Source organism: Hafnia alvei, from assembly GCF_900095695.1.
GTDB classification, from domain to species: domain Bacteria; phylum Pseudomonadota; class Gammaproteobacteria; order Enterobacterales; family Enterobacteriaceae; genus Hafnia; species Hafnia alvei_B.
Genome location: NZ_FMIQ01000014.1, coordinates 62,343 through 86,223, shown reverse-complemented (window position 1 = coordinate 86,223; position 23,881 = coordinate 62,343). Strand labels below are relative to the sequence as shown.

22 protein-coding genes are annotated in these 23,881 nt (G+C 48.7%); 10 read left to right on the top strand and 12 right to left on the bottom strand.

Features of this window, described 5'->3' with window-relative positions; all coding sequences use genetic code 11:
* The first annotated feature begins 125 nt into the window (after positions 1–125).
* A complete protein-coding gene (locus BN1044_RS05100; RefSeq protein WP_072307813.1) occupies positions 126–488 on the top strand; it encodes a DUF488 domain-containing protein in 363 nt (120 codons plus the stop codon).
* Here the strand turns inward: BN1044_RS05100 and BN1044_RS05095 are convergent.
* Positions 485–1,177: an OapA family protein gene (locus BN1044_RS05095; RefSeq protein WP_072307812.1), complete on the bottom strand. Its 693-nt coding sequence runs from the start codon at positions 1,175–1,177 to the stop codon at positions 485–487. The genes BN1044_RS05100 and BN1044_RS05095 overlap by 4 nt on opposite strands.
* A 247-nt stretch (positions 1,178–1,424) precedes the next feature.
* Here BN1044_RS05095 and BN1044_RS05090 point away from each other — a divergent pair, with 247 nt between their 5' ends.
* Entirely contained in the window at positions 1,425–2,045 is a 621-nt protein-coding gene (locus tag BN1044_RS05090; protein WP_025798793.1) for a BamJ family beta-barrel-assembly machinery protein, read from the top strand.
* 77 nt (positions 2,046–2,122) lie between these two features.
* Here the strand turns inward: BN1044_RS05090 and ytfE are convergent, their stop codons facing one another.
* Entirely contained in the window at positions 2,123–2,794 is a 672-nt protein-coding gene (ytfE, locus tag BN1044_RS05085) for an iron-sulfur cluster repair protein YtfE (RefSeq protein ID WP_072307811.1), read from the bottom strand.
* Positions 2,795–2,924: 130 nt separating this feature from the next.
* On the opposite strand from ytfE, the gene BN1044_RS05080 reads away from it, so the two are divergent.
* The gene (locus BN1044_RS05080; protein ID WP_072307810.1) at positions 2,925–3,728 is read left to right on the top strand and encodes an aminoglycoside phosphotransferase family protein; all 804 of its coding nucleotides are present in this window, start codon (positions 2,925–2,927) and stop codon (positions 3,726–3,728) included.
* A gap of 50 nt (positions 3,729–3,778) precedes the next feature.
* Here BN1044_RS05080 and BN1044_RS05075 read toward each other — a convergent pair whose 3' ends face one another.
* Entirely contained in the window at positions 3,779–5,728 is a 1,950-nt protein-coding gene (locus BN1044_RS05075; protein WP_072307809.1) for a bifunctional 2',3'-cyclic-nucleotide 2'-phosphodiesterase/3'-nucleotidase, read from the bottom strand.
* An 874-nt stretch (positions 5,729–6,602) separates the two neighbouring features.
* Here BN1044_RS05075 and cysQ point away from each other — a divergent pair.
* Positions 6,603–7,343, top strand: coding sequence for a 3'(2'),5'-bisphosphate nucleotidase CysQ (cysQ, locus tag BN1044_RS05070; protein WP_040046307.1), 741 nt, complete (start codon positions 6,603–6,605; stop codon positions 7,341–7,343).
* A gap of 4 nt (positions 7,344–7,347) precedes the next feature.
* Here the strand turns inward: cysQ and BN1044_RS05065 are convergent, their stop codons facing one another.
* Complete coding sequence (locus BN1044_RS05065; RefSeq protein WP_072307808.1) at positions 7,348–7,905, bottom strand: YtfJ family protein; 558 nt, start codon at positions 7,903–7,905, stop codon at positions 7,348–7,350.
* A gap of 330 nt (positions 7,906–8,235) precedes the next feature.
* Here BN1044_RS05065 and BN1044_RS05060 point away from each other — a divergent pair, with 330 nt between their 5' ends.
* The gene (locus BN1044_RS05060) at positions 8,236–8,442 is read left to right on the top strand and encodes a DUF1107 domain-containing protein (protein WP_004093669.1); all 207 of its coding nucleotides are present in this window, start codon (positions 8,236–8,238) and stop codon (positions 8,440–8,442) included.
* A 129-nt stretch (positions 8,443–8,571) separates the two neighbouring features.
* Here the strand turns inward: BN1044_RS05060 and BN1044_RS05055 are convergent, their stop codons facing one another.
* Positions 8,572–9,918 (bottom strand): polyamine export protein PaeA, encoded by a 1,347-nt coding sequence (locus BN1044_RS05055; RefSeq protein WP_072307807.1) that lies wholly within the window; start codon positions 9,916–9,918, stop codon positions 8,572–8,574.
* Between the two features lie 250 nt (positions 9,919–10,168).
* Positions 10,169–10,789: a peptide-methionine (S)-S-oxide reductase MsrA gene (gene msrA, locus BN1044_RS05050; RefSeq protein WP_168780274.1), complete on the bottom strand. Its 621-nt coding sequence runs from the start codon at positions 10,787–10,789 to the stop codon at positions 10,169–10,171.
* A gap of 273 nt (positions 10,790–11,062) precedes the next feature.
* Here msrA and tamA point away from each other — a divergent pair, with 273 nt between their 5' ends.
* From tamA to BN1044_RS05035, 3 genes are read left to right on the top strand one after another with little or no spacing between them, the layout of a single operon-like run.
* Complete coding sequence (tamA, locus tag BN1044_RS05045; protein ID WP_072307805.1) at positions 11,063–12,799, top strand: autotransporter assembly complex protein TamA; 1,737 nt, start codon at positions 11,063–11,065, stop codon at positions 12,797–12,799.
* The gene (gene tamB, locus BN1044_RS05040; RefSeq protein WP_072307804.1) at positions 12,796–16,722 is read left to right on the top strand and encodes an autotransporter assembly complex protein TamB; all 3,927 of its coding nucleotides are present in this window, start codon (positions 12,796–12,798) and stop codon (positions 16,720–16,722) included. The genes tamA and tamB overlap by 4 nt, the downstream gene beginning before the upstream one ends.
* Complete coding sequence (locus BN1044_RS05035; protein ID WP_025798810.1) at positions 16,722–17,075, top strand: gamma-glutamylcyclotransferase family protein; 354 nt, start codon at positions 16,722–16,724, stop codon at positions 17,073–17,075. Before tamB ends, BN1044_RS05035 begins: the two co-directional genes overlap by 1 nt.
* A 76-nt stretch (positions 17,076–17,151) precedes the next feature.
* Here the strand turns inward: BN1044_RS05035 and ppa are convergent, their stop codons facing one another.
* Together ppa and fbp are read right to left on the bottom strand one after the other, a co-directional pair.
* Positions 17,152–17,682, bottom strand: a complete 531-nt coding sequence (gene ppa, locus BN1044_RS05030; RefSeq protein WP_063585913.1) for an inorganic diphosphatase — start codon at positions 17,680–17,682, stop codon at positions 17,152–17,154.
* Positions 17,683–17,815: 133 nt separating this feature from the next.
* Positions 17,816–18,820 carry a class 1 fructose-bisphosphatase gene (gene fbp, locus BN1044_RS05025; protein ID WP_025798814.1) on the bottom strand — a complete coding sequence of 335 codons (1,005 nt, stop codon included), beginning with the start codon at positions 18,818–18,820 and terminating at the stop codon, positions 17,816–17,818.
* A 168-nt stretch (positions 18,821–18,988) separates the two neighbouring features.
* On the opposite strand from fbp, the gene mpl reads away from it, so the two are divergent.
* Positions 18,989–20,368, top strand: coding sequence for a UDP-N-acetylmuramate:L-alanyl-gamma-D-glutamyl-meso-diaminopimelate ligase (mpl, locus tag BN1044_RS05020; protein ID WP_072307803.1), 1,380 nt, complete (start codon positions 18,989–18,991; stop codon positions 20,366–20,368).
* A 177-nt stretch (positions 20,369–20,545) separates the two neighbouring features.
* Here mpl and yhcN (BN1044_RS05015) read toward each other — a convergent pair whose 3' ends face one another.
* The 3 genes from yhcN (BN1044_RS05015) to argR form a co-directional block, all read right to left on the bottom strand.
* The gene (gene yhcN / locus BN1044_RS05015; protein WP_072307802.1) at positions 20,546–20,809 is read right to left on the bottom strand and encodes a peroxide/acid stress response protein YhcN; all 264 of its coding nucleotides are present in this window, start codon (positions 20,807–20,809) and stop codon (positions 20,546–20,548) included.
* Positions 20,810–20,945: 136 nt separating this feature from the next.
* On the bottom strand, positions 20,946–21,209 hold the full coding sequence (gene yhcN / locus BN1044_RS05010; protein ID WP_025798820.1) for a peroxide/acid stress response protein YhcN: 264 nt from the start codon (positions 21,207–21,209) through the stop codon (positions 20,946–20,948).
* 415 nt (positions 21,210–21,624) lie between these two features.
* Positions 21,625–22,095 (bottom strand): transcriptional regulator ArgR, encoded by a 471-nt coding sequence (argR, locus tag BN1044_RS05005; RefSeq protein ID WP_004093684.1) that lies wholly within the window; start codon positions 22,093–22,095, stop codon positions 21,625–21,627.
* Between the two features lie 468 nt (positions 22,096–22,563).
* Between argR and mdh the strand changes: the two genes are divergently transcribed.
* A complete protein-coding gene (gene mdh, locus BN1044_RS05000) occupies positions 22,564–23,502 on the top strand; it encodes a malate dehydrogenase (RefSeq protein ID WP_025798823.1) in 939 nt (312 codons plus the stop codon).
* A 53-nt stretch (positions 23,503–23,555) separates the two neighbouring features.
* On the opposite strand, the gene BN1044_RS04995 is transcribed toward mdh, so the two are convergent.
* On the bottom strand, positions 23,556–23,867 hold the full coding sequence (locus BN1044_RS04995) for a helix-turn-helix domain-containing protein (protein WP_072307801.1): 312 nt from the start codon (positions 23,865–23,867) through the stop codon (positions 23,556–23,558).
* Positions 23,868–23,881 lie beyond the last annotated feature (14 nt).

The window sequence follows — 23,881 nt, the reverse complement described above, 5'->3', positions numbered from 1 at the left end:
TATTAACGATGTAACTCGTCAAAGCGCCGGCCTTGTGCCGGCGTTTTGCATTCTATTCTCGCCAAAATCTCGGGTTATCGTGAAATACGGCGTAAACTAGCATAAGTTTTGTCGAGGAGACTCTTATGCCTGCTACTATCCACATCGCCCGCGTTTACGACGTCCATGCCCCGTTTCCTGCTAGTACTTTCCTCACCGACCGCCTATGGCCGCGTGGTATCTCCAAAGTCCGCCTAGAAGGCGTGCAGTGGCTTAAGGCCGTTGCGCCAAGCAATGAGCTACGCCATGCTTTTCATGAGCAACGCGTGTCTTGGCAAGAGTTTGGCGAGCTTTACCGTGCAGAACTGCATGCTAACCAAGCCTGTGAAGAATTAGTTGGGCTGTTAAAGCGCGATGAGCCATTGATGCTGCTCTATGGCAGCCGAGATGAGCAGCACAATCAGGCGATTGTACTGCGTGAATATCTGTTAGAGCAGGTTAGCGGTTAGCGAACTCGGCGAAAGCTGCCGTCAGATTCGCGGCGGAATTCAATTTGTTCGTTCGTGATGGTTTCAATTTTGAGTGCAATAACCTGACCCTGCGCGTTGTGTTGGATCTCAACTTCTTGCCCAGCTTTCAGATTACTGAGGGGCTTATCGTTGCCCTCAACCTGTGCCATGGCAAAGACATCGTTCACATCCAGTTGGTTATCGCGAAATAACTGCGCTAGGGTTTGGCCCGCTTGAATATGGTATTCCTGCCAGCCATTTGCGGCGGTTTGATTCGTCGGCGCTACGCGCGGCGGCGGTGGGGCATCGTTGTTTTGCATTCCGGCCTGTAAGGGCGCTTCGTTTTCCTGAGTTTGTTCAGGCGTATAGCGAGCATCTTGTGGGTCAGAGTAAGGCCAGAGAAGAGACAGCAAAAGTACCACTGTAGCGACAATCACCCAGCGGCGGTGGAAAGCAGGTAGCGGCTCCATCCAATCGAAACGATCGGGCATATGCCACACATTGTAGAGGTGCTGTTTAACCACTTTCAGCTTATCCAGCAGCTTGGCAGACGTACTAGCAGACATAGGATGCTCCGTTTCCTGATCCTGCGGCTCCGGTGAGATCCGCTGACGTAGGTTGAGCCATGTACGCAAAACGGGCTGATATACCCGCCTGCTTCTTCTTCTCCTGGGCGTGATTCTGCCCATGATGACCTCTCTTGATGGTGCCTTAGTCGTAAGCGTAGAGAAAATCGACGCTAGATGACAGGTTAATACTCTGAAAAATGGTATCTATTACCTAGGAGCAATAACCTATCTTTATCTTACCAAGTAAATGAAGTGTTATTGTTTCTTTTTCCTAGATAAAAGTCATCCTTCTGGACGCAAGATTTTACCCTAGGCTCCTGCGCTGCTATGCTTCGTCTTCTACATTTTAAAGATTAAAGGAAACACCATGTCGACCCCTTCTTTTGACAGTATAGAAGCGCAAGCAAGTTATGGTATTGGTCTGCAAGTTGGCCAGCAGCTGAATGAGTCTGGTCTGGAAGGTTTGCAGCCTGAAGCGCTGTTGGCAGGCCTGCGCGATGCGATGGAAGGGAATGCTCCGGCGGTTCCTGTAGAAGCCGTTCATCGTGCGCTGCGTGAAATTCACGAACGTGCAGATGCCGTGCGTCGCGAACAGCAAAAAGGCTTGGCTGAAGCGGGTCAGAAATTCTTGGAAGAAAACGCTAAGAATGATGATGTGACCGTAACCGAATCTGGCCTGCAGTTCAAAGTGCTGGAAAAAGGTGAAGGGACTATTCCAGCTCGTCAGGATCAGGTTCGCGTCCACTATACCGGCCGTCTGGTTGATGGCACCGTATTTGATAGCTCCGTTGAACGTGGTCAGCCAGCAGAATTCCCAGTGAACGGCGTGATCCCAGGTTGGATCGAAGCATTGACCATGATGCCAGTTGGCTCGAAATGGCAGCTGTATATTCCTCATAACTTAGCTTATGGCGAACGTGGCGCGGGTGCTTCTATCCCTCCATACAGCGCATTGGTATTTGACGTTGAACTGCTAGAAATCCTGTAATTTGGGTTAGCGTTAACGTTAATCAATGCGAAAGCCGGCGTTTGCCGGCTTTTTTGCGTTCTAGAGTGACAGATTTCTTATTCACCGCGCAGCGCGCGTGGGAAGAGTAAGTTATTTTCTAAACTGATGTGATCCATCAAGTCATTGATGAATTCGTTGATTCCAGCATACAGAGCTTGCCAAGTATTACAGGCACCTTCAGGTGGAACGACGTTGTTGGTCAAGAACTTGATGACTTCAAGCTGTTCACCGGCGTCGTCATGCTCGCTTTCCATCACTGAAATCGGACCGCCAGCCTGTGCGCCCATCCCTTGTTCAATCAGCGGGAACAGAATACGTTCTTCTTTCATCATGTGCTGGCTGAGGTCTTGATAGATTAAGTTCAGCTGCTTACCCAGACCTTTTGGGCAGGTTGGTTTGTCGCCGTGTACGCGCTCTACTTTTTCCGCCATGAGGATCAGCTCAGGCAATTGTTCACGATGGCGATCGTGATAGCGTTTAACAATAAACGGCGTGATCTCAGCCAGCGGCGTTGTGCGCCAGTCATGCGCGGTGGCGTTGTTTGGTTCGCTTTTGAGGGCTTCCAATTGCGCTTCTAGCTCATCAACATTCAGATTTTTTTTGGTGGCTACGCGCAATAAAGTTTGTTTGCCCCCACAGCAGAAGTCCATATCATGCTGACGGAAAAGACGCGTTGCACGTGGGATAGTGATTGCCAGCTCACCTAATGATAGATCGCGTAATGCCATAGTTATGTTCCTCAGGATACCTATATTTTATAAAGTGCATTTTAAATGCAATTTATAACTTAAGCCATAACTCTTTGGGGGTTGTTTATTCATTTGCGATAATTAAACAAATAAAAAGCGAGGAAAGATGATGTTTTCCGACTGGTTAACGCGGTGGAATTTACAGGCCGATGGGGCAGTGATAGAGACTCATAGCAGCCAGCTATTGCCAGTTTTATGCGATGGCATTCCATTAATGCTGAAACTTGCTCTGGTTGAAGAGGAGCGCTGTGGTGCCGATTTAATGCAATGGTGGAATGGGAATGGTGCTGCGAAGGTTGTTGCTCATCATAACGAAGCCTTGCTGATGGAGCGCGCGTGCGGAGCCAAAAATTTGCTGCATATGGCTAAACATAGCCAAGACGATGAAGCGAGCCAGATTATGTGCCGTGTCGTTACTCAGTTGCATGCTTGCCGTGAAGAAACGGCACCTCCGTTGGAGGCACTGCATCAGCGTTTTACGGCATTACGGAAGGCTGCATCGTTGCCTCACGATCCGCTGCTATCAGTGTGTTGTAGGGTTGCCGAAACGCTGTTGTCTAGTCCACAAGACGAAGTGGTATTACACGGTGATATACACCATGGAAATATTTTAGATTTTGGCGAACGTGGATGGTTGGCAATTGACCCCAAAGGCTTATTCGGTGAGCGTGGTTATGATTATGCCAACTTATTTTGTAATCCAGAGCTTGTAACGTGCACGCAGCGCGAGCGTTTTTTGCGCCAACTCACCGTGGTTACGCAGGCCGCAAACTTAGATAGGCAGAGATTGCTGATGTGGATTATGGCCTATGCGGGTTTATCGGCGGCTTGGTTTCTAGAAGATAATGAGTTGGATTATGTCGTGAGCCGAATGAGCATCGCGAGATTTGCCGCTGACGCATTGGGGATCTGACCGGTCTATACCGAGCATCCCCCCACTGCGAATCAGCGGGGGGATTAGTATTACTTTTGTAGATCAATCTGATACAGCGCAAAACCTAAATTATCTTGGCCTTTGCTGATCAGCGGATACTGAGCATGTTCAGAAATGAATTTGCTGGCTTTTTCACTTGGTGAAGTTTCAAAGCGAATATCCAGCGGCGTTTTGCTGTGAATTGGCGCGAGTCGCCAGTTGTTATCCACCTGCGGAGTGACTGCGCCATGCTTTTTGGTCTCGGTGCGAATGTAGTCGGCAAGTACGGCACGGTTTTCATCAGGCGAAGCAAACGCAATATGCTTATCGCCGGTTCCTGCAAACTTGCCGCCGTAGGCGCGGTAGTTGTTGGTCGCAATCAGGAATTGGGCTTTAGGATCAATCGGCTTACCGTTGAATGTTAGACCCTTAATGCGTTCGGATTTAGGGTTTATCAGGGTACATTCGCCGTCGTAGCGCGCTGGCTGGCTAACATCAACCTGATAATTGACGCCGTCAATGATGTCAAAATTGTAGGTACGGAAGCCATCCCAGTTAATCAATTCCTGAGGCTTGCTGCTGTTTACATCAATTTGGTTGTACTGCCCAGCAGAGCACTCCAGCCACTCTTTCACATCGGCGCCGCTGGCTTTGACCACCACCAACGTATTTGGATACAGGTAAAGATCGGCGGCGTTGCGGAAGGTGAGCTGGCCTTTTTCGACTTCCACATAGCTGGCCGGATCGTTTTTACGCCCGCCAACTTTAAACGGCGCTGCGGCAGAGAGCACGGGAATATCGGCCAGATCCGGATCGCCTTGAATATAGTGTTCAACGTAGGCGCGCTGGGCGTTATTCACGATCTGTACCGTTGGATCGTCTTGGATTAGCGCCAGATAGCTGTACATATTATCGTTGGATTTGCCGATCGGCTGGCTGACGAAATCGCGGGTACCTTTGTGATCGTCTTTCAGCACGTTAACTAAAGCCGCGTCTTCTGCCGCCAATGATTTTTTATTAGCGAGATCGTAAATTGGACGCGCCTGCGCAGTAGCCTCTTCGACTTTCCAACGGCCTTGGTCGTTGTTTATCACCAGATCGACCAGACCTAAATGATCTCCCCATTGCCCAGGCATTACGGCAGGGATACCGTTCAACGTGCCTTTATCAATATTAACGCCTTTGATATCGGCAAAATCTTTGCTCGGGAAAACCGCGTGTGAATGACCGAACATAATGGCGTTGATATCGGGCACTTGGCTCAGATAGTAAACCGAGTTTTCAGCCATCACCTGATAAGGAAGGCTGGATAGGCCAGAGTGTGGGATGGCAACAATCAGATCGGCGCCTTCTTTTTTCATCTGCGGTACATATCGACGGGCCGTTTCAGTGATGTCATTCACCTTCACTTTGCCAGCCAAATTGGATTTATCCCATGTCATGATTTGTGGTGGCACAAAACCAATGTAGCCGATGCGCAGCGTATGCATTTTTCCATCTCGGTCTTTGACCTGCTTTTCGGCGATTAGGTAAGGCTTCCAAATCGGCTCGCCGGTTTTGGCATCGACCACGTTGGCATTGATATAAGGGAATTTCGCGCCAGCCTGCGCTTTCTTCAGATAATCCAATCCATAGTTAAACTCATGGTTACCGATGTTGCCTACCGTGTAATCCAGCGTGTTCATCGCTTTATAAACTGGATGTATTTCGCCGTCTTTCAATCCCTTAGCTGCCATGTAATCGCCCAATGGACTACCTTGGATCAGATCGCCGTTATCGACTAAAACGCTGTTGGTAGCTTCATGGCGAGCATCGTTGATGAGGCTTGCGGTGCGCACTAGGCCAAATTTTTCAGTGGGTTTATCTTTGTAATAGTCGAAATCCATCATATTGCTGTGCAGGTCGCTGGTTTCAAGTATGCGTAAATCGACGGTTGCAGCCTGCGCAGAACCGGCAATGAGCAGGGCCAACAGAGAGTAAGAAAGGGGGCGAGCGGACATGGTGATCTCCATGAGTGTATTTATGACAAGCATCGCAATTAAACGTGTAACTACGATGAAGGTATTTCCAGAAGTGTGAACACTGCCAGATAAAGGCGCAGGTGTCCGTGGGGGAGTTCACAGATGGGGGAGGGGGGCTCAACCGTCACCGAGTATTTGCGATCCTCATGTTAGCCCGATGAAGGGTTTCGTCCGCCCGTGAGCAACTGCGTTTCTGTGAGGCTGCTGGCGTAGGCGTTTGAGTAAGGCGGTTCAAACGCTGCCTTGCATCTAGAATATTTTATGCTGGAACGGTGAAAGATTTCGTACGCCTGTGAGCAACTGCGTTTCTATGAAGCCGTTGGCGTAGGCGTCCGACGAAAGGTTGCCAGCGCGCAACCTCTCGACTCTCGCGCTTTTTACCGAGCCGTTTGTCCGACCGGTCTCGGAGCGTACATCCTGTACGCCCTCAACCTGCCACCAGCATCCCTGCTGGCGGCTCTAAAATGCATTCTTTCAACATGAAAAGATAAAAGGCAAAAGGCAAAAGGCATTTTTGTCTTTTTAACTGTTTAAGTTTTGGTAGAGAGAGCCACCGGTACAGGGATGTACCGGTGGAGTTTGGGGCGCCCGGGATGGGCGATACCAAACCGGAGCGGAGATGGCGTCTCGGATAAAGGCGCGCGGGTGTTGGGTGCGCGCGCTGGCGCACCCGACTCGGACGCCTTCACTTAGTTTGTATGTGAATACCGTTGCTGAAAGGCGGTCGAAACCTTACACCATTACCCCATAAAAGATAGGCGAACGAAACACGCCGTTATGCCCACCAAAAGATGGCTATTCAACCCAAAAAAAACTAGTCTTCTAAACGACATCATTGTTTAAAGAGGTAGGTATGTTAGAACAAATTTCCCGACTGGCGCGTGAAGCCGGAGAGGCAATAATGGTCGTCTATCAAGACGATAAACCTCTTAACGTAGAGCATAAATCTGACGACTCGCCGGTCACTGCGGCAGATCTGGCGGCGCATGAAGTGATCCGCGACGGCTTGGCGAAACTGACGCCTGAGATCCCTTTGCTGTCTGAAGAAGATCCGCCATCGTGGGCGATCCGCCAACATTGGCAACGCTATTGGTTGGTGGATCCTTTAGATGGCACCAAGGAGTTTATTAGCCGCAATGGTGAGTTCACGGTAAATATCGCCCTGATCGAAAACGGTGTCCCTGTGATGGGCGTGGTTTATGCGCCGGTTAACGATGTTTTGTATTGCGCGGAGCGCGGCAAGGCTTGGAAAGAAGAGCAAGGCGTGCGTGAGCAAATCCACGTCAGCAATGCTAATCCACCCTTGGTGGTGGTGAGTCGTTCCCATGCTGATGAAGAGTTAAGAGATTATTTGGCTCAGTTGGGTGAGCATCAAACGGTTGCCGTAGGCTCTTCGCTGAAATTCTGTTTAGTGGCAGAGGGGAAAGCTCAACTTTATCCGCGCTTCGGGCCAACTAACGTTTGGGATACGGCAGCGGGGCATGCGGTTGCACTTGCTGCGGGGGCGCAGATCCACGATTGGCAGGGGAAAACGCTGGATTATACCCCGGCAGAATCCTTCCTGAATCCGGGGTTCCGTGTTTCTCTCTTTTAGGCTTTTAAGAACCTAACAGCTGATGCAGCAGGCCGATAACCTGCTGTACTTCCTGTGGCGTCAGCGCACCATCTTTCGCAAATTTTACGTTGCCTTGTTTATCCAGAACGACGATCGCCGATCCTTTTGGCTGTAAGTCCCATGCTTTTTTTGCCGCCCCCGTATCATCGACGATAAATTGCGACCACGGGAACTCCTTCTTGCTGCTTTCAATACTGCTACGTACGAATGGCCCTGTACCAATAATCGCGTCATCGGTATTGACGATGGTGGTGGTTTGGTATTTGTCGTGCGGTAAACTGGCTTTCTTGATAGCTTCAATCAGCGGATCGTTCATGTCTTTGGCAGATGTACGCCCAGCAATATGCTGAATCACTCGCACTTTTCCTCCCAACTGGGCACTGTTCCAGTTTTTATAGCTAAACTCATTATTCTGATAGTTCAGTTCCCCACGGTCGCTGATGCCCACGGGCGCGACGCGCTGCTCTTGCTGAAAATTGTGTGCTGAAACTGACATCGATAGCAGCAGCAACGGAAGTAGGTAGTGTTTTTGTAGTTTCATGCAGGCTCCCTAAATAAACAGTCAGAACGATCGTGTCAAAAGCATAGATTGTGATCGGAGGTCTGTCCTGTTTTGAAGTGTGATAGAAAGTTTTATTCTGTAAGGCTAAAACCCCATTTTTTGCGCGATTATTTCATGTTCGGTATGACTTTTTGCATACCATTCTGTCAGCTGAGGTAAATATAGTGAAAAATGCCGCTTTATGGGAACCCAAAGTTGTGAAAGCAGTCTATTTTATACTCCATTACGCGGATAGGGGCCGTGCAGCCGTTTTGGCTGATTGAATTTTTATACCCTGCCGCATGTCATTACCGGGAGGTAAACACAACAATGAAAATCTTCCAACGCTACAATCCGCTTCTTGTTGCCAAGTATGTAAAAACCCTGTTTCGTGGACGGTTATATATCAAGGATGTCGGCGCTTTCGAGTTCGACATGGGGAAGGTTCTTCCCCCGAAAGTGCGAGACAAACGCCACCTCAGCGCCATGTCTGAGATTAACCGTCAAGTCACACGACTGCAGGCCGAAATGGCATAGGCAGATTGGGAAGAGCTCCCTGCTGTGTTGTTAATAAGCTAGAGCTAATAGGCTAGAAAGTAGGAAAATGATAACGGCCCTTGCGGGCCGTTTGTGTTTCTATAATGCATGCGGTTTAAAGCGCTGAACTTAGGTATTTGCTTCTTTCGCTTTTTCTAAATCACCAGCCGCATCGGGAATGATCGGCGCAGGGCGTTCGGCCAAGCGAGTCACCAGCAACTGGTCGATTTTGTAGCTGTCGATATCAACAACTTCAAACTTATAGCCCGCATATTTGACGTAGTCGGTGCGTTTTGGAATTTTACGCAGCATATACATCATGAAGCCGCCGATGGTTTCATAATTGCTGTTCTGCGGAAACTCTTCGATATCCAACACGCGCATCACATCATCAATTGGCGTAACGCCTTCAACCAGCCACGAGTTTTCATCGCGAGCGATGATCTGTTCTTCTTGGCCTTGGCCAACCAGGTCGCCCATCAGCGTGGTCATCACGTCGTTAAGCGTGATGATACCCACCACTAACGCATATTCGTTCAGAATAATGGCGAAGTCTTCACCAGCGGTTTTAAAACTCTCTAATCCTTCAGACAACGTCAGCGTGTCGGGAATGATTAACACGTTACGAATTTGCACGCCGCTGCTCAGCACGAGGCTTTGATTGCCCAATACGCGGTTGAGCAAATCTTTGGAGTCAACGTAGCCCACCACGTGATCGATTGCCCCATCACAAACTAAAAACTTAGAGTGCGGATGAGTAGAGACTTTTTCTTTGATGCTTTCTTCGCTTTCGCTCAAATCGAAGTAGATGATGCTTTCACGCGGCGTCATAGAAGAAGGAACCGTACGAGATTCCAACTCAAAGACGTTCTCGATGATTTCGTGCTCTTGCTTACGCAGTACGCCCGCTAATGCACCCGCTTCAACGACGGCGTAGATATCATCAGAAGTAATATCGTCTTTACGTACCATTGGCAGCTTAAATAAGCGGAAGATCATGTTGGCAAGGCCGTTAAAGAACCATACCAAAGGTCTGAATACCAACAGGCAGAAGCGCATCGGGTTGACGATCCGAACGGCGACCGTTTCAGGGGCGATCATACCGATGCGTTTCGGTGTGAGGTCGGCAAACAAAATAAAGCAGCTGGTGACCAACACGAAGGAACAGATAAAGCTGACCTGCTCGGAGATTTCTGGTGCCATAAAGCGGTCAAACAGAATCCGGAAGGTTGGGGAGAATGCAGCATCACCGACGATACCACCGAGGATAGCGACGGCATTTAGCCCAATTTGTACCACGGTAAAGAAGTAACCAGGCTGTTCTTGGAGCGCAATGACACGAGAAGCGTTGATATCGCCTTCATCTGCCATTGTTTTCAATTTCATTTTGCGAGAGGCAGCCAGTGAAATTTCCGAGATGGAAAAAAAGGCGCTTATCGCGATTAATACTAGGATCAGTAAAATACTGTTTAACATAATTTATCCGCTTCGACCGGAGTGTTCCGGGGAATAGTGAAGGGCAGTGATTAATGGGAGTTTAACAAAAAACGGCTAGTTTTTGCGCGCTATGCCGTGTACTAACTACTATTAACGAGGCCTCATTTCTGTGACCCGCGTCTAGTATAGCAGTAGCCATGAGAAACCAGCTAGCGATTAAAAGGTGCTCACTTCCTCATAACCTATTGCTATTAGCCAATTTTAATCGCGAAGCGGGTTCTCGACAATCTTAAAGCTGTGGTGGCAGACAGACCCCAATACCACCCAGACCGCAGTAGCCATGCGGGTTTTTATACAGATATTGCTGGTGCTCATCTTCTGCATAGTAGAACGGTTTGGCCGCGCTAATTTCGGTGGTGATTTCACGCAAGTCGTTGGCCTCCTTCATTGCTTTCTGAAAGCGAGCTTCGCTGGTCAGTGCCTCAGCCTGCTGCTGTGGGGTAAGCACGTAGATCGCAGAACGGTATTGGCTGCCAATGTCATTTCCCTGACGATCGCCCTGAGCGGGATCGTGATTTTCCCAAAACAGCTCAAGCAGTTTTGCATAGCTGATGATTTTTGGATCAAACACAATGCGAACGGCTTCTGCCTGGCCGGTTTGGCCAGAACACACTTCGCGGTAGGTTGGATTGGGGGTGAACCCGCCGCTGTATCCCGCCGCCGTACTGTAAATTCCCGGCTGTTGCCAGAACAGACGTTCTACGCCCCAGAAGCATCCCATAGCAAAAATGGCGGTTTCCATGCCTTCTGGAACATTGGTCATAGAATTTCCGCTCACCGCATGTATTTTAGCAATAGGCATCGGGGTGTTGCGGCCAGGAAGGGCGTGCTCTGCCGTAAGTGGTTGAATGTCATGATTTGCGTTAGCCACAGGAGGCTCCTGTCTTAGATTTATGTATCACTCAGCTACTATATACATAACTTTAGTGATTACTTTATTTAGATCAATTCGGTCATTAGTTGTATCTCATACTTACTTTGCGCACAATATGCCTAATTATTGCAACCATGTTACTAATGGCATTGCAAACTGGTGCACATGCACATTTTTGAATTCCGTCGGATAGCAGTTCCCCCTGACAGGCGGAATGTTTTACAGGTAGGGTAAACTTCAGGAGTTCGCGTGCCACGATTTCGTCTCTTTGGCTTTATATGCCTCTTTTTGGCATCCCCCTTGGCCAATGCAGCGCAAGTTCGCTTAAAAGTTGAAGGTTTAAGCGGGTCGCTCGAACAGAACGTACGAGCCAGTCTTTCCACCATCGAAAATGATGAAGTCAGCAACGATGGCCGTTTTCGCGCCCGAGTTGATGAATCCATTCGACGGGGGCTGAAAGCGCTCGGCTATTATCAGCCAACTATTGAATTTGATTATCAAGATAAAAAACCGCCTGAAAGACCTTTGCTGATTGCGAAAGTGAAGGCCGGTGAACCCGTGCTGATTGCGGGCGTGGACGTGAAGATTTTAGGGCAGGCTAAAGATGACTCTGCCTATAAAGAACTGCTGAAAACCGGTGAGCCCAAAATTGGCACCGTGCTCAATCATGGCACGTACGATAGTTTCAAGAATTCCCTGACTTCTATTGCGGTGCGTAGAGGCTACTTCGATGCCACGATGCCGGTGCATCAACTTGGCGTTATCGAGGATGAGCGCAAAGCATTTTGGGATATCGATTTCGATAGCGGCAAACGCTATCGCTTTGGCGACGTTTCTTTTGAAGGTTCGCAGATCCGAGAAGAGTATTTGCAGCACTTGGTTCCTTTCGAAAAGGGTGAATATTACACCTCTGAGCAATTGGCCGAGTTTAGCCGCCGTTTGTCTGCCACCAACTGGTTCAACTCGGTGGTGGTATCGCCTGATTTTAAACAGGCAACCGCAGATAAAGAGCTGCCATTAGACGCGGTGGTTTCTCCTAAAGTGCGTAATACCGTTGAGCTCGGCGGCGGCTATGCCACCGACGTGGGGCCGCGCGTGCAGGCTACCTGGAAGCGCCCTTGGGTTAACTCGTACGGGCATAGTTTCGAAACCTCGCTCAACCTTTCAGCGCCAGAACAAACTGCAGATTTCAGCTATAAAATTCCGCTGCTAAAGAACCCGATTGAGCAATATTACCTATTGCAGGGCGGTTTCAAGCGTACCGATCTCAATGATACCGAAGAAGATACCACCACGCTGAACGTGGCGAGATATTGGGATCTGTCGAGTGGCTGGCAGCGTTCAGTTAACCTGCGTTGGAGCCTTAACCACTTTACGCAGGGCGAAGTGTCGAACGATACCATGCTGTTGTATCCGGGAATTATGCTAAACCGCACCCGCTCTCGCGGGGGGCTAATGCCGGTATGGGGCGACAGCCAGCGCTATTCATTTGATGTATCCGACACTACATGGGGCTCTGACGTCGACTTTGCTGTCGTGCAGGCGCAGCAGGTGTGGATCCGCACGTTAGCCGAAAAACATCGCTTTGTGGTACGCGGTAACGTGGGGTGGATTGAAACGAATGACTTCGAAAAAGTGCCGCCAAACCTGCGCTTCTTCGCCGGTGGTGACCGCAGTATTCGTGGATATAAATACAAATCTATTTCACCGGAAGATAGCTCAGGTAAGTTAACCGGTGCTTCCAAGCTCGCTACGGGATCATTGGAATATCAATATAACGTCACTGGAAAATGGTGGGGTGCCACCTTTGTTGACTCTGGTGAAGCGGTGAACGATATCAAACGCAGTAATTTTTATACCGGCGCGGGTGTTGGCGTGCGCTGGGAATCACCGGTTGGGCCAATCAAGCTCGATTTTGCGGTGCCGGTTGGTGATAAAGATAACCATGATTTGCAGTTTTACATCGGATTGGGGCCTGAACTATGAGACGCGTAATCAAATTCAGCCTGATCTTTTTGCTGGTGCTCGTATTGCTGGTGGTTGGCCTGATTGGCACCGTGATCAGCACGCCGGGTCTTCATTTTGTTATCAACAGCGCGGCGCGCTGGGTGCCGGGGCTAGATATCGCAGGTGTGACCGGCGGGTGGCGTAATCTAACGTTAACCGGCGTTTCCTACCAAATGCCCGGCGTGAAAGTGAAAGCCGGTGAGTTTCATCTGGCGGTTGATATCGGCTGCTTGAAAAAAAGCGAGCTGTGCCTGAATGCCTTAACGGCAAATCAGATTGATGTTGCTATCAATACGCAAGAGTTAGCACCTTCCGAGCCTGCGCCAGAGACCACCAGTGAACCGCTAAGCGAACTGAAAGCGCCTTATCCCGTAGCGATCCGTTTGCTGCGCATCAATAACGTTCACGTCACGGTTGATGACACCGCCATTTCTTTGGACGAGTTTCGCACCGGCGCCGAATGGCGAGATCGCGGTTTAACGCTGTTGCCAACCAACATTAAGTCTCTGCTGGTGGCATTGCCGAAAACGCCTGCAACGCCGGTTCAGGATCAGGTGGTTGCGGTTGCGGTTAAAGATAAGCCGGTGACTCAGGCTGCCATGGATGCCGCCGCCGATAGCGCCAAACAGGCCGCCTCTGATGCCGCAGAGCATGTTGTTAAACATGTTGCCAAGCCTGAACAGGCAAAGGCCGAAGCTCAGAAAGACGCACAGGCTGAGGCGGAAAAAACAGCCGTTGAGAAGCCACTGGGTGAAGTGCTGGCTGAGCTGTTTGCTAAACCATTACTGCCTGATTTGCCAGAACTGCGTTTGCCGTTGGATCTGACCGTGAAGCGGATTTCTGGTGAGCAATTACGTATCACCGGTGATAGCGATATCGTGGTGAATTCTTTGCTGGTGAGAGCGGTTACCAAAGATAGCGCGCTGCGTTTGCATACGCTGGAGGTTCGCTCGCCGCAGGGTAATGTGTCCATGCATGGTCAGGCGACATTGGGCGATCGGTGGCCGATGGATTTCCGCTTAAACGCAGATTTGAATGTCGATCCGGTTAAAGGCGAAAAACTGAAGCTGGGTATTAAAGGCGATCTGCGTGATGTATTAACGCTGGATGCTAATTTATCTGGCCCGTTAAAAGCCACGCTAGCGGCAGAAACGCAGTTAGCCACGGCGGGCTTACCGTTGGCTGTGACGCTGGAGAGTCCTGGTGTGCAGTGGCCTTTGGTGGGGACGCCAGAGTATCAGGCGAAAAATATTCGCTTGCGTTTAAACGGCAGTGGTAAAGCCTATGCGCTGTCTTTGCGAACCGATGTTAGTGGTAATGAAATTCCAGCGGCCAAAATTACCCTTGATGGTAAAGGGACCGATCAGCAATTTAATTTAAGTCGTCTGCGTGTCGCTGCTTTGCAGGGGAATACCGATCTTTCAGCCTTGGTAGATTGGAGCAAAGCCATCAGTTGGAAGAGTAAGCTGACGCTTGATGGTATCAATACGGCGAAACAGTGGCCTGAATGGCCGGCTAAACTGAACGGTAATATTGAAACGCAGGGCAGTTTATACGGTGGAAACTGGCAGCTACGCGTTCCAGTGCTTCAGCTTGACGGTAACGTGAAGCAAAACCAGGTCGATGTTCGTGGGAATTTGACCGGAAATCAGGCTGGCCAGTGGAAAATTCCTCAGATGCACATTGGCCTAGGCCGCAACAAGATTGATATCACCGGCGAGCTGTCTGATAAGTGGGCACTGGATGCTGTTATTGATGCTCCTCGCCTCGATGGTAATTTGCCGGGTTTAGCGGGCACGGCGAAAGGTACGCTGAAACTGCGTGGTAATCTCAAAGCGCCGCAGGTGCTGGCCGATCTCACCGCGTCTGGTTTGCAGTGGCAGACATTAACCATCAATCGAGTGAAGCTAGACGGTGATATTCGTTCCGGCGAACAGATTGAAGGCAATTTAAATGCGCGCGTTGAGCAACTGAAACAGGATGATTTTCTGATTAGCCTGTTAACGCTAGATGCCAAAGGCAGTGAGAAACAGCATCAGCTACAGTTGAAAATCAATGGCGATCCACTTTCTGGTCAGTTGGCACTGAAAGGCAGTTTTGATCGAACCACTGAGCGCTGGCAGGGAACCTTAAACGATACACGCTTTGATACTCCGGTTGGCGAGTGGCGCTTAACGCGGCCAATTGCGCTCGATTATCTTAACCAGCAGCAGAAGATTAGCGTTGGTCCACATTGCTGGTTAAACCCGAATGCTGAGGTTTGTGTTCCTAAAACGATTGAAGCTGGCGCGAGCGGTAATGCTAGCGTGGTATTGAACCGTTTCGATTTAGCTATGATTAAACCGTTCTTAGGACCAGATACCGCACTGAATGGGGTATTTACCGGTCGAGCGGATGTGAGCTGGAAGGAAGGTCAGGCTCTGCCAGAGGCGAAAGTTTCGCTTATTGGTAAAGGCGTTAAGGTGCAACAGGCCGTTCAGGGAAACCAACTGCCTATTGCCTTTGACACGTTGAACCTGAACGCGGCGCTTAATCATGGCCGTGCTCAGCTTGATTGGTTGATACGAATTGCGGGTAATGGTCAGCTTGATGGAAACGTTCAGATTGCCGATCCTCAAGGTCGTAGAAATCTGTCGGGTAACGTGAATATCAAAAGCATCTCGCTGGCGATGTTGAACCCTGCGCTGATGTCTGGAGAAAAAGCGCAAGGGATGCTGAACGCGGCATTACGCTTAGGTGGTAACGCCCAGCAGCCACAGATCTTCGGGCGTATGGCGTTGGATAAAGTCGATATCGATGGGCAGTTTATGCCGTTTGATATCACGGAAGGCAATCTGGCGGTTAACTTTGCAGGGATGAGTTCGGCGCTGCAAGGAGTGATCAAAACCTCGCGCGGGCAGCTTAACCTGACGGGTAATGCGGATTGGCGTGTGATTGATGCATGGCGTGCGCAGATTGCAGTGAAAGGAGATCGCGTTCGCGTAACTGTTCCGCCGATGGTGCGTTTGGATGTGTCACCGGATATTGTGTTTGAAGCGACGCCGAAGATGTTTGCTTTAAACGGTTCTGTGGGTATTCCTTGGGCGCGAATTACGGTTCAGGAGCTGCCTGAAAGCGCGGTGTCGGTATCGTCGGATGAGGTGATGCTGAATAATCAACGCCAGCCGATAGCGCCAGCGTCGGCGTCGATTCCGATTAACAGCAATTTGAATATTCATATTGGCCCCAATGTTCGCTTAGATGCTTTCGGTCTGAAAGCGAAATTGCAGGGCGATCTGAAGATGGTTCAGGATGAACATGGTCTTGGCTTGAATGGTCAGGTGAATATTCCAGAAGGCCGTTTTGCCGCATATGGACAAGATTTACTGATCCGTAAAGGTGAACTGATCTTCTCTGGACCACCAGAGCAGCCATTGCTGAATATTGAAGCAATTCGTAACCCCGATGCAACGGAAGACGATGTTACTGCCGGGGTACGTGTAACAGGACTTGCTGATCAGCCGAAACTAGAAGTATTCTCGGATCCTGCCATGTCACAGCAGATGGCGCTGTCTTATTTGCTGCGTGGGCAGGGATTAGAAAGTTCGGGAACGGACAGCAATGCCATGACATCGATGCTGATCGGCATGGGGGTAGCGCAAAGTGGTAAGCTGGTGGGTAAAATCGGTGAGACATTTGGCGTGAGCAATTTATCTCTAGACGCTCAAGGCGTTGGAGACAGCTCGCAGGTAGTTGTGAGTGGTTATGTACTACCAGGATTACAGGTAAAATATGGTGTTGGGATATTTGATTCGTTGGCGACGCTGACGTTACGTTATCGCCTGATGCCAAAATTATATCTGGAAGCGGTGTCTGGACTCGATCAGGCACTCGATTTGCTCTATCAGTTTGAGTTTGAGTGATGCGAATTATTGTATATGGAAGTCTACGTCGTAAGCAGGGTAATAGTCATTGGATGACTAACGCCATGTTGCTGGGTGAATGTGAGCTCGAAGGGTACGAGATGTACGATCTCGGCCATTTTCCGGCGGTAGTTCCGGGCGAGGGAAAGGTATTTTGCGAAGTCTATCGCATTAACTCTTCCATTTTAGCCGAGCTGGATGAGCTGAAAAGCAACAGCAAGGATTATCGTAGAGAGCTGATTCAAACGCCATTCGGCAGTGCGTGGATATATATCTATCTGTACTCGGTAGACAGTTTGCCACGTATCAAATGTGGTGACTGGTTGAAACGCGATCAGGAATGTAGCGAATAACACGCTGCTTATCTGACAGTAAAACATAAAAAAACACCGCCAATGGCGGTGTTTTTTTTCGTGCACGTGAAAACAATTATTTGTTTTTAGCGCGCTCGAAAGAGGCAACGATTTCAGCTTTAGCGGCTTCAGCGTTATCCCAACCTTCAACTTTAACCCATTTGCCTTTTTCCAGATCTTTGTAGTGTTCAAAGAAGTGGGAGATTTGGGCACGCAGCAGTTCAGGCAGATCGTTCACATCTTTGATGTGATCGTATTCTTTGGTCATTTTGCTGTGTGGAACAGCTACCAGCTTCGCATCTTCACCGGCTTCGTCAGTCATTTTCAGCACGCCAACTGGGCGGCAACGAATGACTGAGCCTGGCTGCAGTGGATATGGAGTTGGGACCAGAACGTCAACCGGATCGCCGTCCAGAGACAGAGTGTGGTTGATGTAACCATAGTTGCATGGGTAGAACATTGCGGTAGACATGAAACGGTCTACAAACAGGCAACCTGTTTCTTTGTCTACTTCATATTTGATTGGATCAGCGTTAGCTGGAATTTCGATAACTACGTAGATGTCTTCTGGCATATCTTTGCCAGCAGGGACGTTAATCAAGCTCATGTCGGTTTCCTTTAATCAAACCAGAAATGGAGTGACGGCTATTATAGCGGTCACTCCACAAATGAACAGTCTACCCGACATCTTTCAAGCGTTCGGCTTATGGCGTCGCGCTTGAAGTTTACCGGGGGCAGGATTATGCGTCGGGGAAATCGCTCATGAAGCGTTCAGCGTCTTCTACCATAGAACTGGTGCCGACGAAGAACGGTGCTCGCTGGTGCAGTTTTTCCGGTGCGATATCCAGAATACGACGGAAGCCGTCGGTGGCTTTACCGCCTGCTTGCTCCGCTAAGAATGCCATAGGGTTGCATTCATACAGCAAACGCAGCTTGCCAGAAGGATGGCTTGCGGTGCTTGGGTAGATGTAGATACCACCCTTGAGCAGGTTACGATGGAAATCGGCAACCAAAGAACCAATATAGCGTGAGGTATAAGGGCGATGAGTTGCTTCGTCTTGCTCTTGGCAATACTTAATGTATTTCTTCACGCCGAGAGGGAATTTGATGTAGTTCCCTTCGTTGATAGAGTACATGTTGCCTTTTTCAGGGAAACGTACGCGTTCATGTGACAGGCAGAATACGCCCAGCGATGGGTCATAGGTAAAGGCGTGAACCCCGTTGCCAGTGGTGTATACCAGCATGGTTGAAGAGCCATAAACGACATAACCAGCGGCAACCTGACAATTTCCCGGCTGCAGGAAGTCTTCTTCGGTAACCGGCTGCCCAATTGGCGTAATGCGGCGATAGATAGAGAAAATCGTACCGACTGACACGTTAACGTCGATGTTGGAAGAACCGTCTAATGGATCCATCAAAACGACATATTTACCGTTGTTGGCGCGATCGCCCTCAAAGATAACAATATCGTCTTCTTCTTCCGATGCGATACCCGCCACCTCTCCACGCGCTTTTAAGGCGGCTTTGAGTTTTTCATTGGCATAGAGATCCAGTTTCATCTGAACCTCACCCTGCACGTTTTCCGCACCACTTGCGCCGAGAATATCCACCAGACCCGCTTTGTTGATATCGCGGTGGATAATTTTGGCACCCAGTTTAATTGCGGAGAGGAGAGCGGTTAGTTCGCCAGTAGCGTGTGGAAAATCTTGCTGCTTTTCGACGATAAACTCGCCTAAAGTTTTCATGACACATTCCCTGATTCTGCGAAGGAGTAGCGATTTTTTTACAAACCGCCAACGTTTTCGCAGCTATTCTAGCCAATGTATAAAGTGATTCCTAGGTAATTCCATTTCGCCTAAGCCGCTCACAGCGTTAGAATGTGAGCTGACTCGATGTAATCAACTGGAAACGATATGCGCATTCATATTCTTGGAATCTGCGGCACATTTATGGGCGGCCTTGCTTTGCTGGCTCGGACGTTAGGACATGAAGTGACGGGTTCTGATGCCAATGTTTATCCGCCGATGAGCACGCTGCTTGAAAAAGAAGGGATCACATTGATGGAGGGTTATGATCCTTCCCATCTAGATCCTGCACCTGATTTGGTGATCATTGGTAACGCAATGACGCGTGGCAACCCTTGCGTGGAAGTTATTCTGGAGCAGGGGATCCCATACGTTTCTGGTCCACAGTGGTTGCATGATGAAGTTCTGCGCCATCGTTGGGTGATTGCGGTTGCAGGTACCCACGGCAAAACCACAACGGCAGGAATGGTCACCTGGATCTTGGAAGAGTGCGGCTATGAGCCGGGCTTTGTGATTGGTGGCGTTCCTGGGAACTTTGATGTTTCCGCCCGTATGGGCAACAGCCCATTCTTTGTGATCGAAGCCGATGAGTACGATTGTGCCTTCTTTGATAAACGATCCAAGTTTGTGCACTACTGTCCGCGTACGTTGATCCTCAATAATCTTGAGTTTGATCATGCGGATATTTTCGACGATCTAAAAGCGATCCAGAAACAGTTCCATCATCTAGTGCGTTTGGTTCCGGGCAAAGGCCGAATTATTTTGCCGGGTAACGATGCCAATCTGAAACAGGTTATGGGGATGGGCTGCTGGAGCGAGCAAGAGCTTAGCGGTGAAGAGGGAACGTGGAACGCGCGTAAACTCAATCCAGATGCCAGCCATTATGAAGTCCTACTGGATGGCGAAGTCGTGGGAGAGGTTAACTGGGGCTTAGTCGGTGAACACAATATGCATAACGGCTTGATGGCGATTGCCGCTGCTCGTCATGTTGGCGTATTGCCTGCCGATGCGTGCCGTGCCTTGGGTAGCTTTATCAATGCCCGTCGTCGTTTAGAGCTTCGTGGCGAAGCCTTCGGCGTGAAGGTTTATGATGACTTTGCTCATCATCCTACGGCTATTTTGGCAACGCTGGCGGCTTTACGCAGCAAAGTTGGTGGAACCGCTCGCATTCTTGCTGTGTTAGAACCGCGCTCTAATACCATGAAAATGGGCGTATCTAAGAATGATCTAGCCCCTGCGCTTGGCCGAGCAGATGAAGTTTTCTTATTCCAGCCACATCACATTCCGTGGTTGGTCACTGAAGTGGCAGAGGCCTGTGTTCAACCGGCCCACTGGAGCGCAGATGTTGATGTTCTGGTGGATATGATCGCTAAAACGGCCCAACCGGGCGATTATATTTTGGTGATGAGCAACGGTGGCTTTGAAGGGATCCACAGCAAGCTGTTGAAAGCGCTTGAGCATAAGCAAGAGATTACTGAGCAGCAGTAAGTTGCTGGATTAATGAATCAGCCGTGGCTTAGTCCACGGCTTTTTTATACCTGACATTTGATAAAAAAAGCCTCCGCAAGCGGAGGCAATGGGGTTCGTCGGGTTAGACGAGAGTGTTAGCTGGCTGAATCGGGTTAGACACAGGAAGCGCCAGCCTTATGATGAAACGTTTTACAATTAACGGTAAATCTCAGCGGTGGCGTGGTAGTTGCCATCCAAATGAGCTTCAACGATATGGAATGCGGTAGCGCCTTTGGCATCAGCTTTATCGGACAGCTGTGCTTTGATATCTGAAGGCGAACCATCGATACCGCTGATGGTTATGGTACCAATGGATTTCATTGATGATGCTTGCTGTGCGCTGATGGACTGTGCAGCAAAAGCGCCGAAAGAAACCATAGAGAGAAGACTTAAAGCAGCAACGGTAGTTTTGATTTTCATGATTATTTTCCTATTTTTCATTCTGCCGCAGTACTTCGATCTTAGATTCAATGACGATATTCTTTCGGTCACTGCGGTTTAACTTTAGCGATTCATTCACGGAGTTTGTGCTCCGTTGAGCAGGTGAATCCGTATTTTATTTATAGATTTCAGCAGTTGCGTGGAATGAGCCTTCGTTACGGGCTTCTACTACGCGGTATGCTGTTGCGCCTTGTGCATCGGCTTTAGCAGACAGAGCTGCTCTGATATCAGAAGGGGCTGCGCTTACGCCGCTAACGCTAATGGTGCCAACTGGCTGCATTTTTGATGCCTGTGCATTGTCAACCAACTGAGCTGCGAACGCGCCGAAAGAAAGAGAAGAGAGAACGGCTAGAGTTGCAATAGTAGTTTTAATTTTCATGATGTATCCCTCAGATATTGTTTTATTTAGTTTTGAACTGTGATTTAAATCACGAAAACAAGTGTACACCTAGTAACTCGAAAAATTAATAGCGAGCTAATGGTTTGTTGGGTTTATTTGTTTGGTATTGTTTTGATGAATAGATCGAAATGGAATAAAAACAGCGCAAAAAATACACTTTTAAGACTAAATTTTAATTAAATCAATAAAGTAACATCATGTTGCAAAATGTGCGGTCTATAGTGTTTGTGACCGATAGAAGTAAGGATGTAGGGTTGATAGACCGTTAATGCTATTTGAAGTAGCGAATCATGCTGTGTGAGTTGTGTAATTAAGCGGAAAAGAGTACGGCGAATTTAAGATGAGAGCAGAGAAAAAATCATAGGCCTGATGGATATCAGGCCCGAGAACAGGATTACAGCTCTTGATCAAATAGCGACAAAATAGCGTCGTGCAGTTGCTCAACAGAGAACCCTTTCGCTGGCGTGGTGAAAATCGTGTCGTCACCTGCAATAGTTCCCAGAATCCCTTCTGACTTACCTAATGAGTCCAATAGGCGTGCAATCAATTGTGCTGCGCCTGGACTGGTATGGATTACCACAACGGATTCGTTGTAATCAACATCTAAAACCAGATTCTTCAATGGGCTGCTAGTGGTTGGGACGCCAAGTTCTGCTGGCAGACAATACACCATCTCCATTTTGGCATTTCGTGTGCGGACGGCACCAAATTTGGTCAGCATACGAGATACTTTGGATTGGTTGATATTCTCAAAGCCTTCATCTTGCAGAGCCTGCACGATCTCACCCTGAGAACTGAATTTCTCTTCTTTGAGCAGCGCCTTGAATGCCTTGATCAAGTCTTCTTGTTTTGTTGGAGTTCGCATTCTTCACCGTAGGAATAGAAATAGAGAACATTATTATGCGTAATAATGAATTTTTATGCAATTTAAGTGCAAGAAACGTTAAGTCGGTCACTATAGCGTTCAAACCGGCAAGGGGATGATTTTACCACCTTGCCCATAAAATGAATATGTTAGCGGGGACTTTGGCTATGTCATCGGTATTCGTAAATGGAATGTTATTAAAATGATGTTGTTGTGATGTAAAATAAGGGTGTAATGTAATGGCCGGGTAATGAGCTGTGATAAGCGCGCAACGAATTCCTACTCTGTGGCCCTATATCTTTCATGCATAAGCTATTTTTTATTATAAACCTTGCAGTAGGACATGGAATTAGTGCTTCATATCCCAATCTTTGTGTTAACAGATTGTTTTTTAAGACATGATGGACTAAGGTGCGCGGTAATGCATTCACGGCACTCTTAAATTAAAGATAAATCAAGGAGTATAGAATGAAAGTTGCAGTTCTCGGCGCAGCCGGCGGTATTGGTCAGGCTTTAGCCCTTCTTCTCAAAACTCAGCTTCCTTCCGGTTCAGAACTCTCCCTTTATGACATTGCGCCGGTCACCCCAGGTGTCGCCGTCGATCTCAGCCACATCCCAACAGCCGTTAAAATCAAAGGTTTCAGCGGTGAAGATGCGCGTCCAGCTTTGGAAGGTGCGGATATCGTATTGATTTCTGCGGGTGTTGCTCGTAAACCTGGAATGGATCGCTCCGACCTGTTTAATGTGAACGCCGGTATCGTACGTAATCTGATTGAGCAGGTTGCTAGCACCTGTCCTAAAGCTTGTGTAGGTATTATTACTAACCCAGTGAACACCACTGTAGCTATCGCGGCAGAAGTGTTGAAGAAAGCTGGCGTTTATAACAAAGATAAACTGTTCGGTATTTCTACGCTGGACGTTATCCGTTCAAATACTTTTGTTGGTGAATTGAAAGGTAAAAACCCGGCAGAAGTTGAAGTGCCTGTTATTGGTGGCCACTCTGGCGTAACTATTTTGCCACTGCTGTCTCAGATCCCAGGTGTGAGCTTCACCGAGCAGGAAGTTGCCGATCTGACCAAACGTATCCAAAACGCGGGTACAGAGGTCGTTGAAGCTAAAGCCGGTGGCGGGTCAGCAACGCTGTCTATGGGCCAAGCTGCTGCACGCTTCGGTTTGTCTCTGGTTCGCGCTATGCAAGGCGAAAGCAACGTTGTGGAATGTGCATACGTTGAAGGTGATGGCAAATATGCTCGCTTCTTCGCACAGCCATTGCTGCTGGGTAAAGAAGGGATTGTTGAACGTAAATCTATTGGTACTTTGAGCGCTTTTGAACAAAAAGCGCTGGAAGGTATGTTAGATGTTCTGCATAAAGATATCGAACTGGGCGAAACCTTCGTTAACAAATAATTGTTGATGAAATACGGGTGGTCAATACACCCGTTTGCCTGTTCTATCTGAATTTAACCGCCGGGCTTTATTGCTGGCGGTTTTATTTTTTTTGGCTTTCGTTGACGCATGAGTTGTTGTCTATCAATAAGCTGATGCGTTCTGATATCAAAATAGCGACTCGGCCATATTTCAGAAGGGTGTATCCCTAAGGCGTGAGCAATAATTAATTCGCCTTTTGGCCAAGGGCGAGTCAATGCGTTCGATAACGTAGTACTTGAGAGCCCTGAGGCTCTTGATAACCCACTGAGCGTAATATTTCTTTTATGTAATGCAGCAATAATATCTGCATGATGCCAATCTTCTAGGCATTGACTCTCTGCCATAATTCATTCCTTTG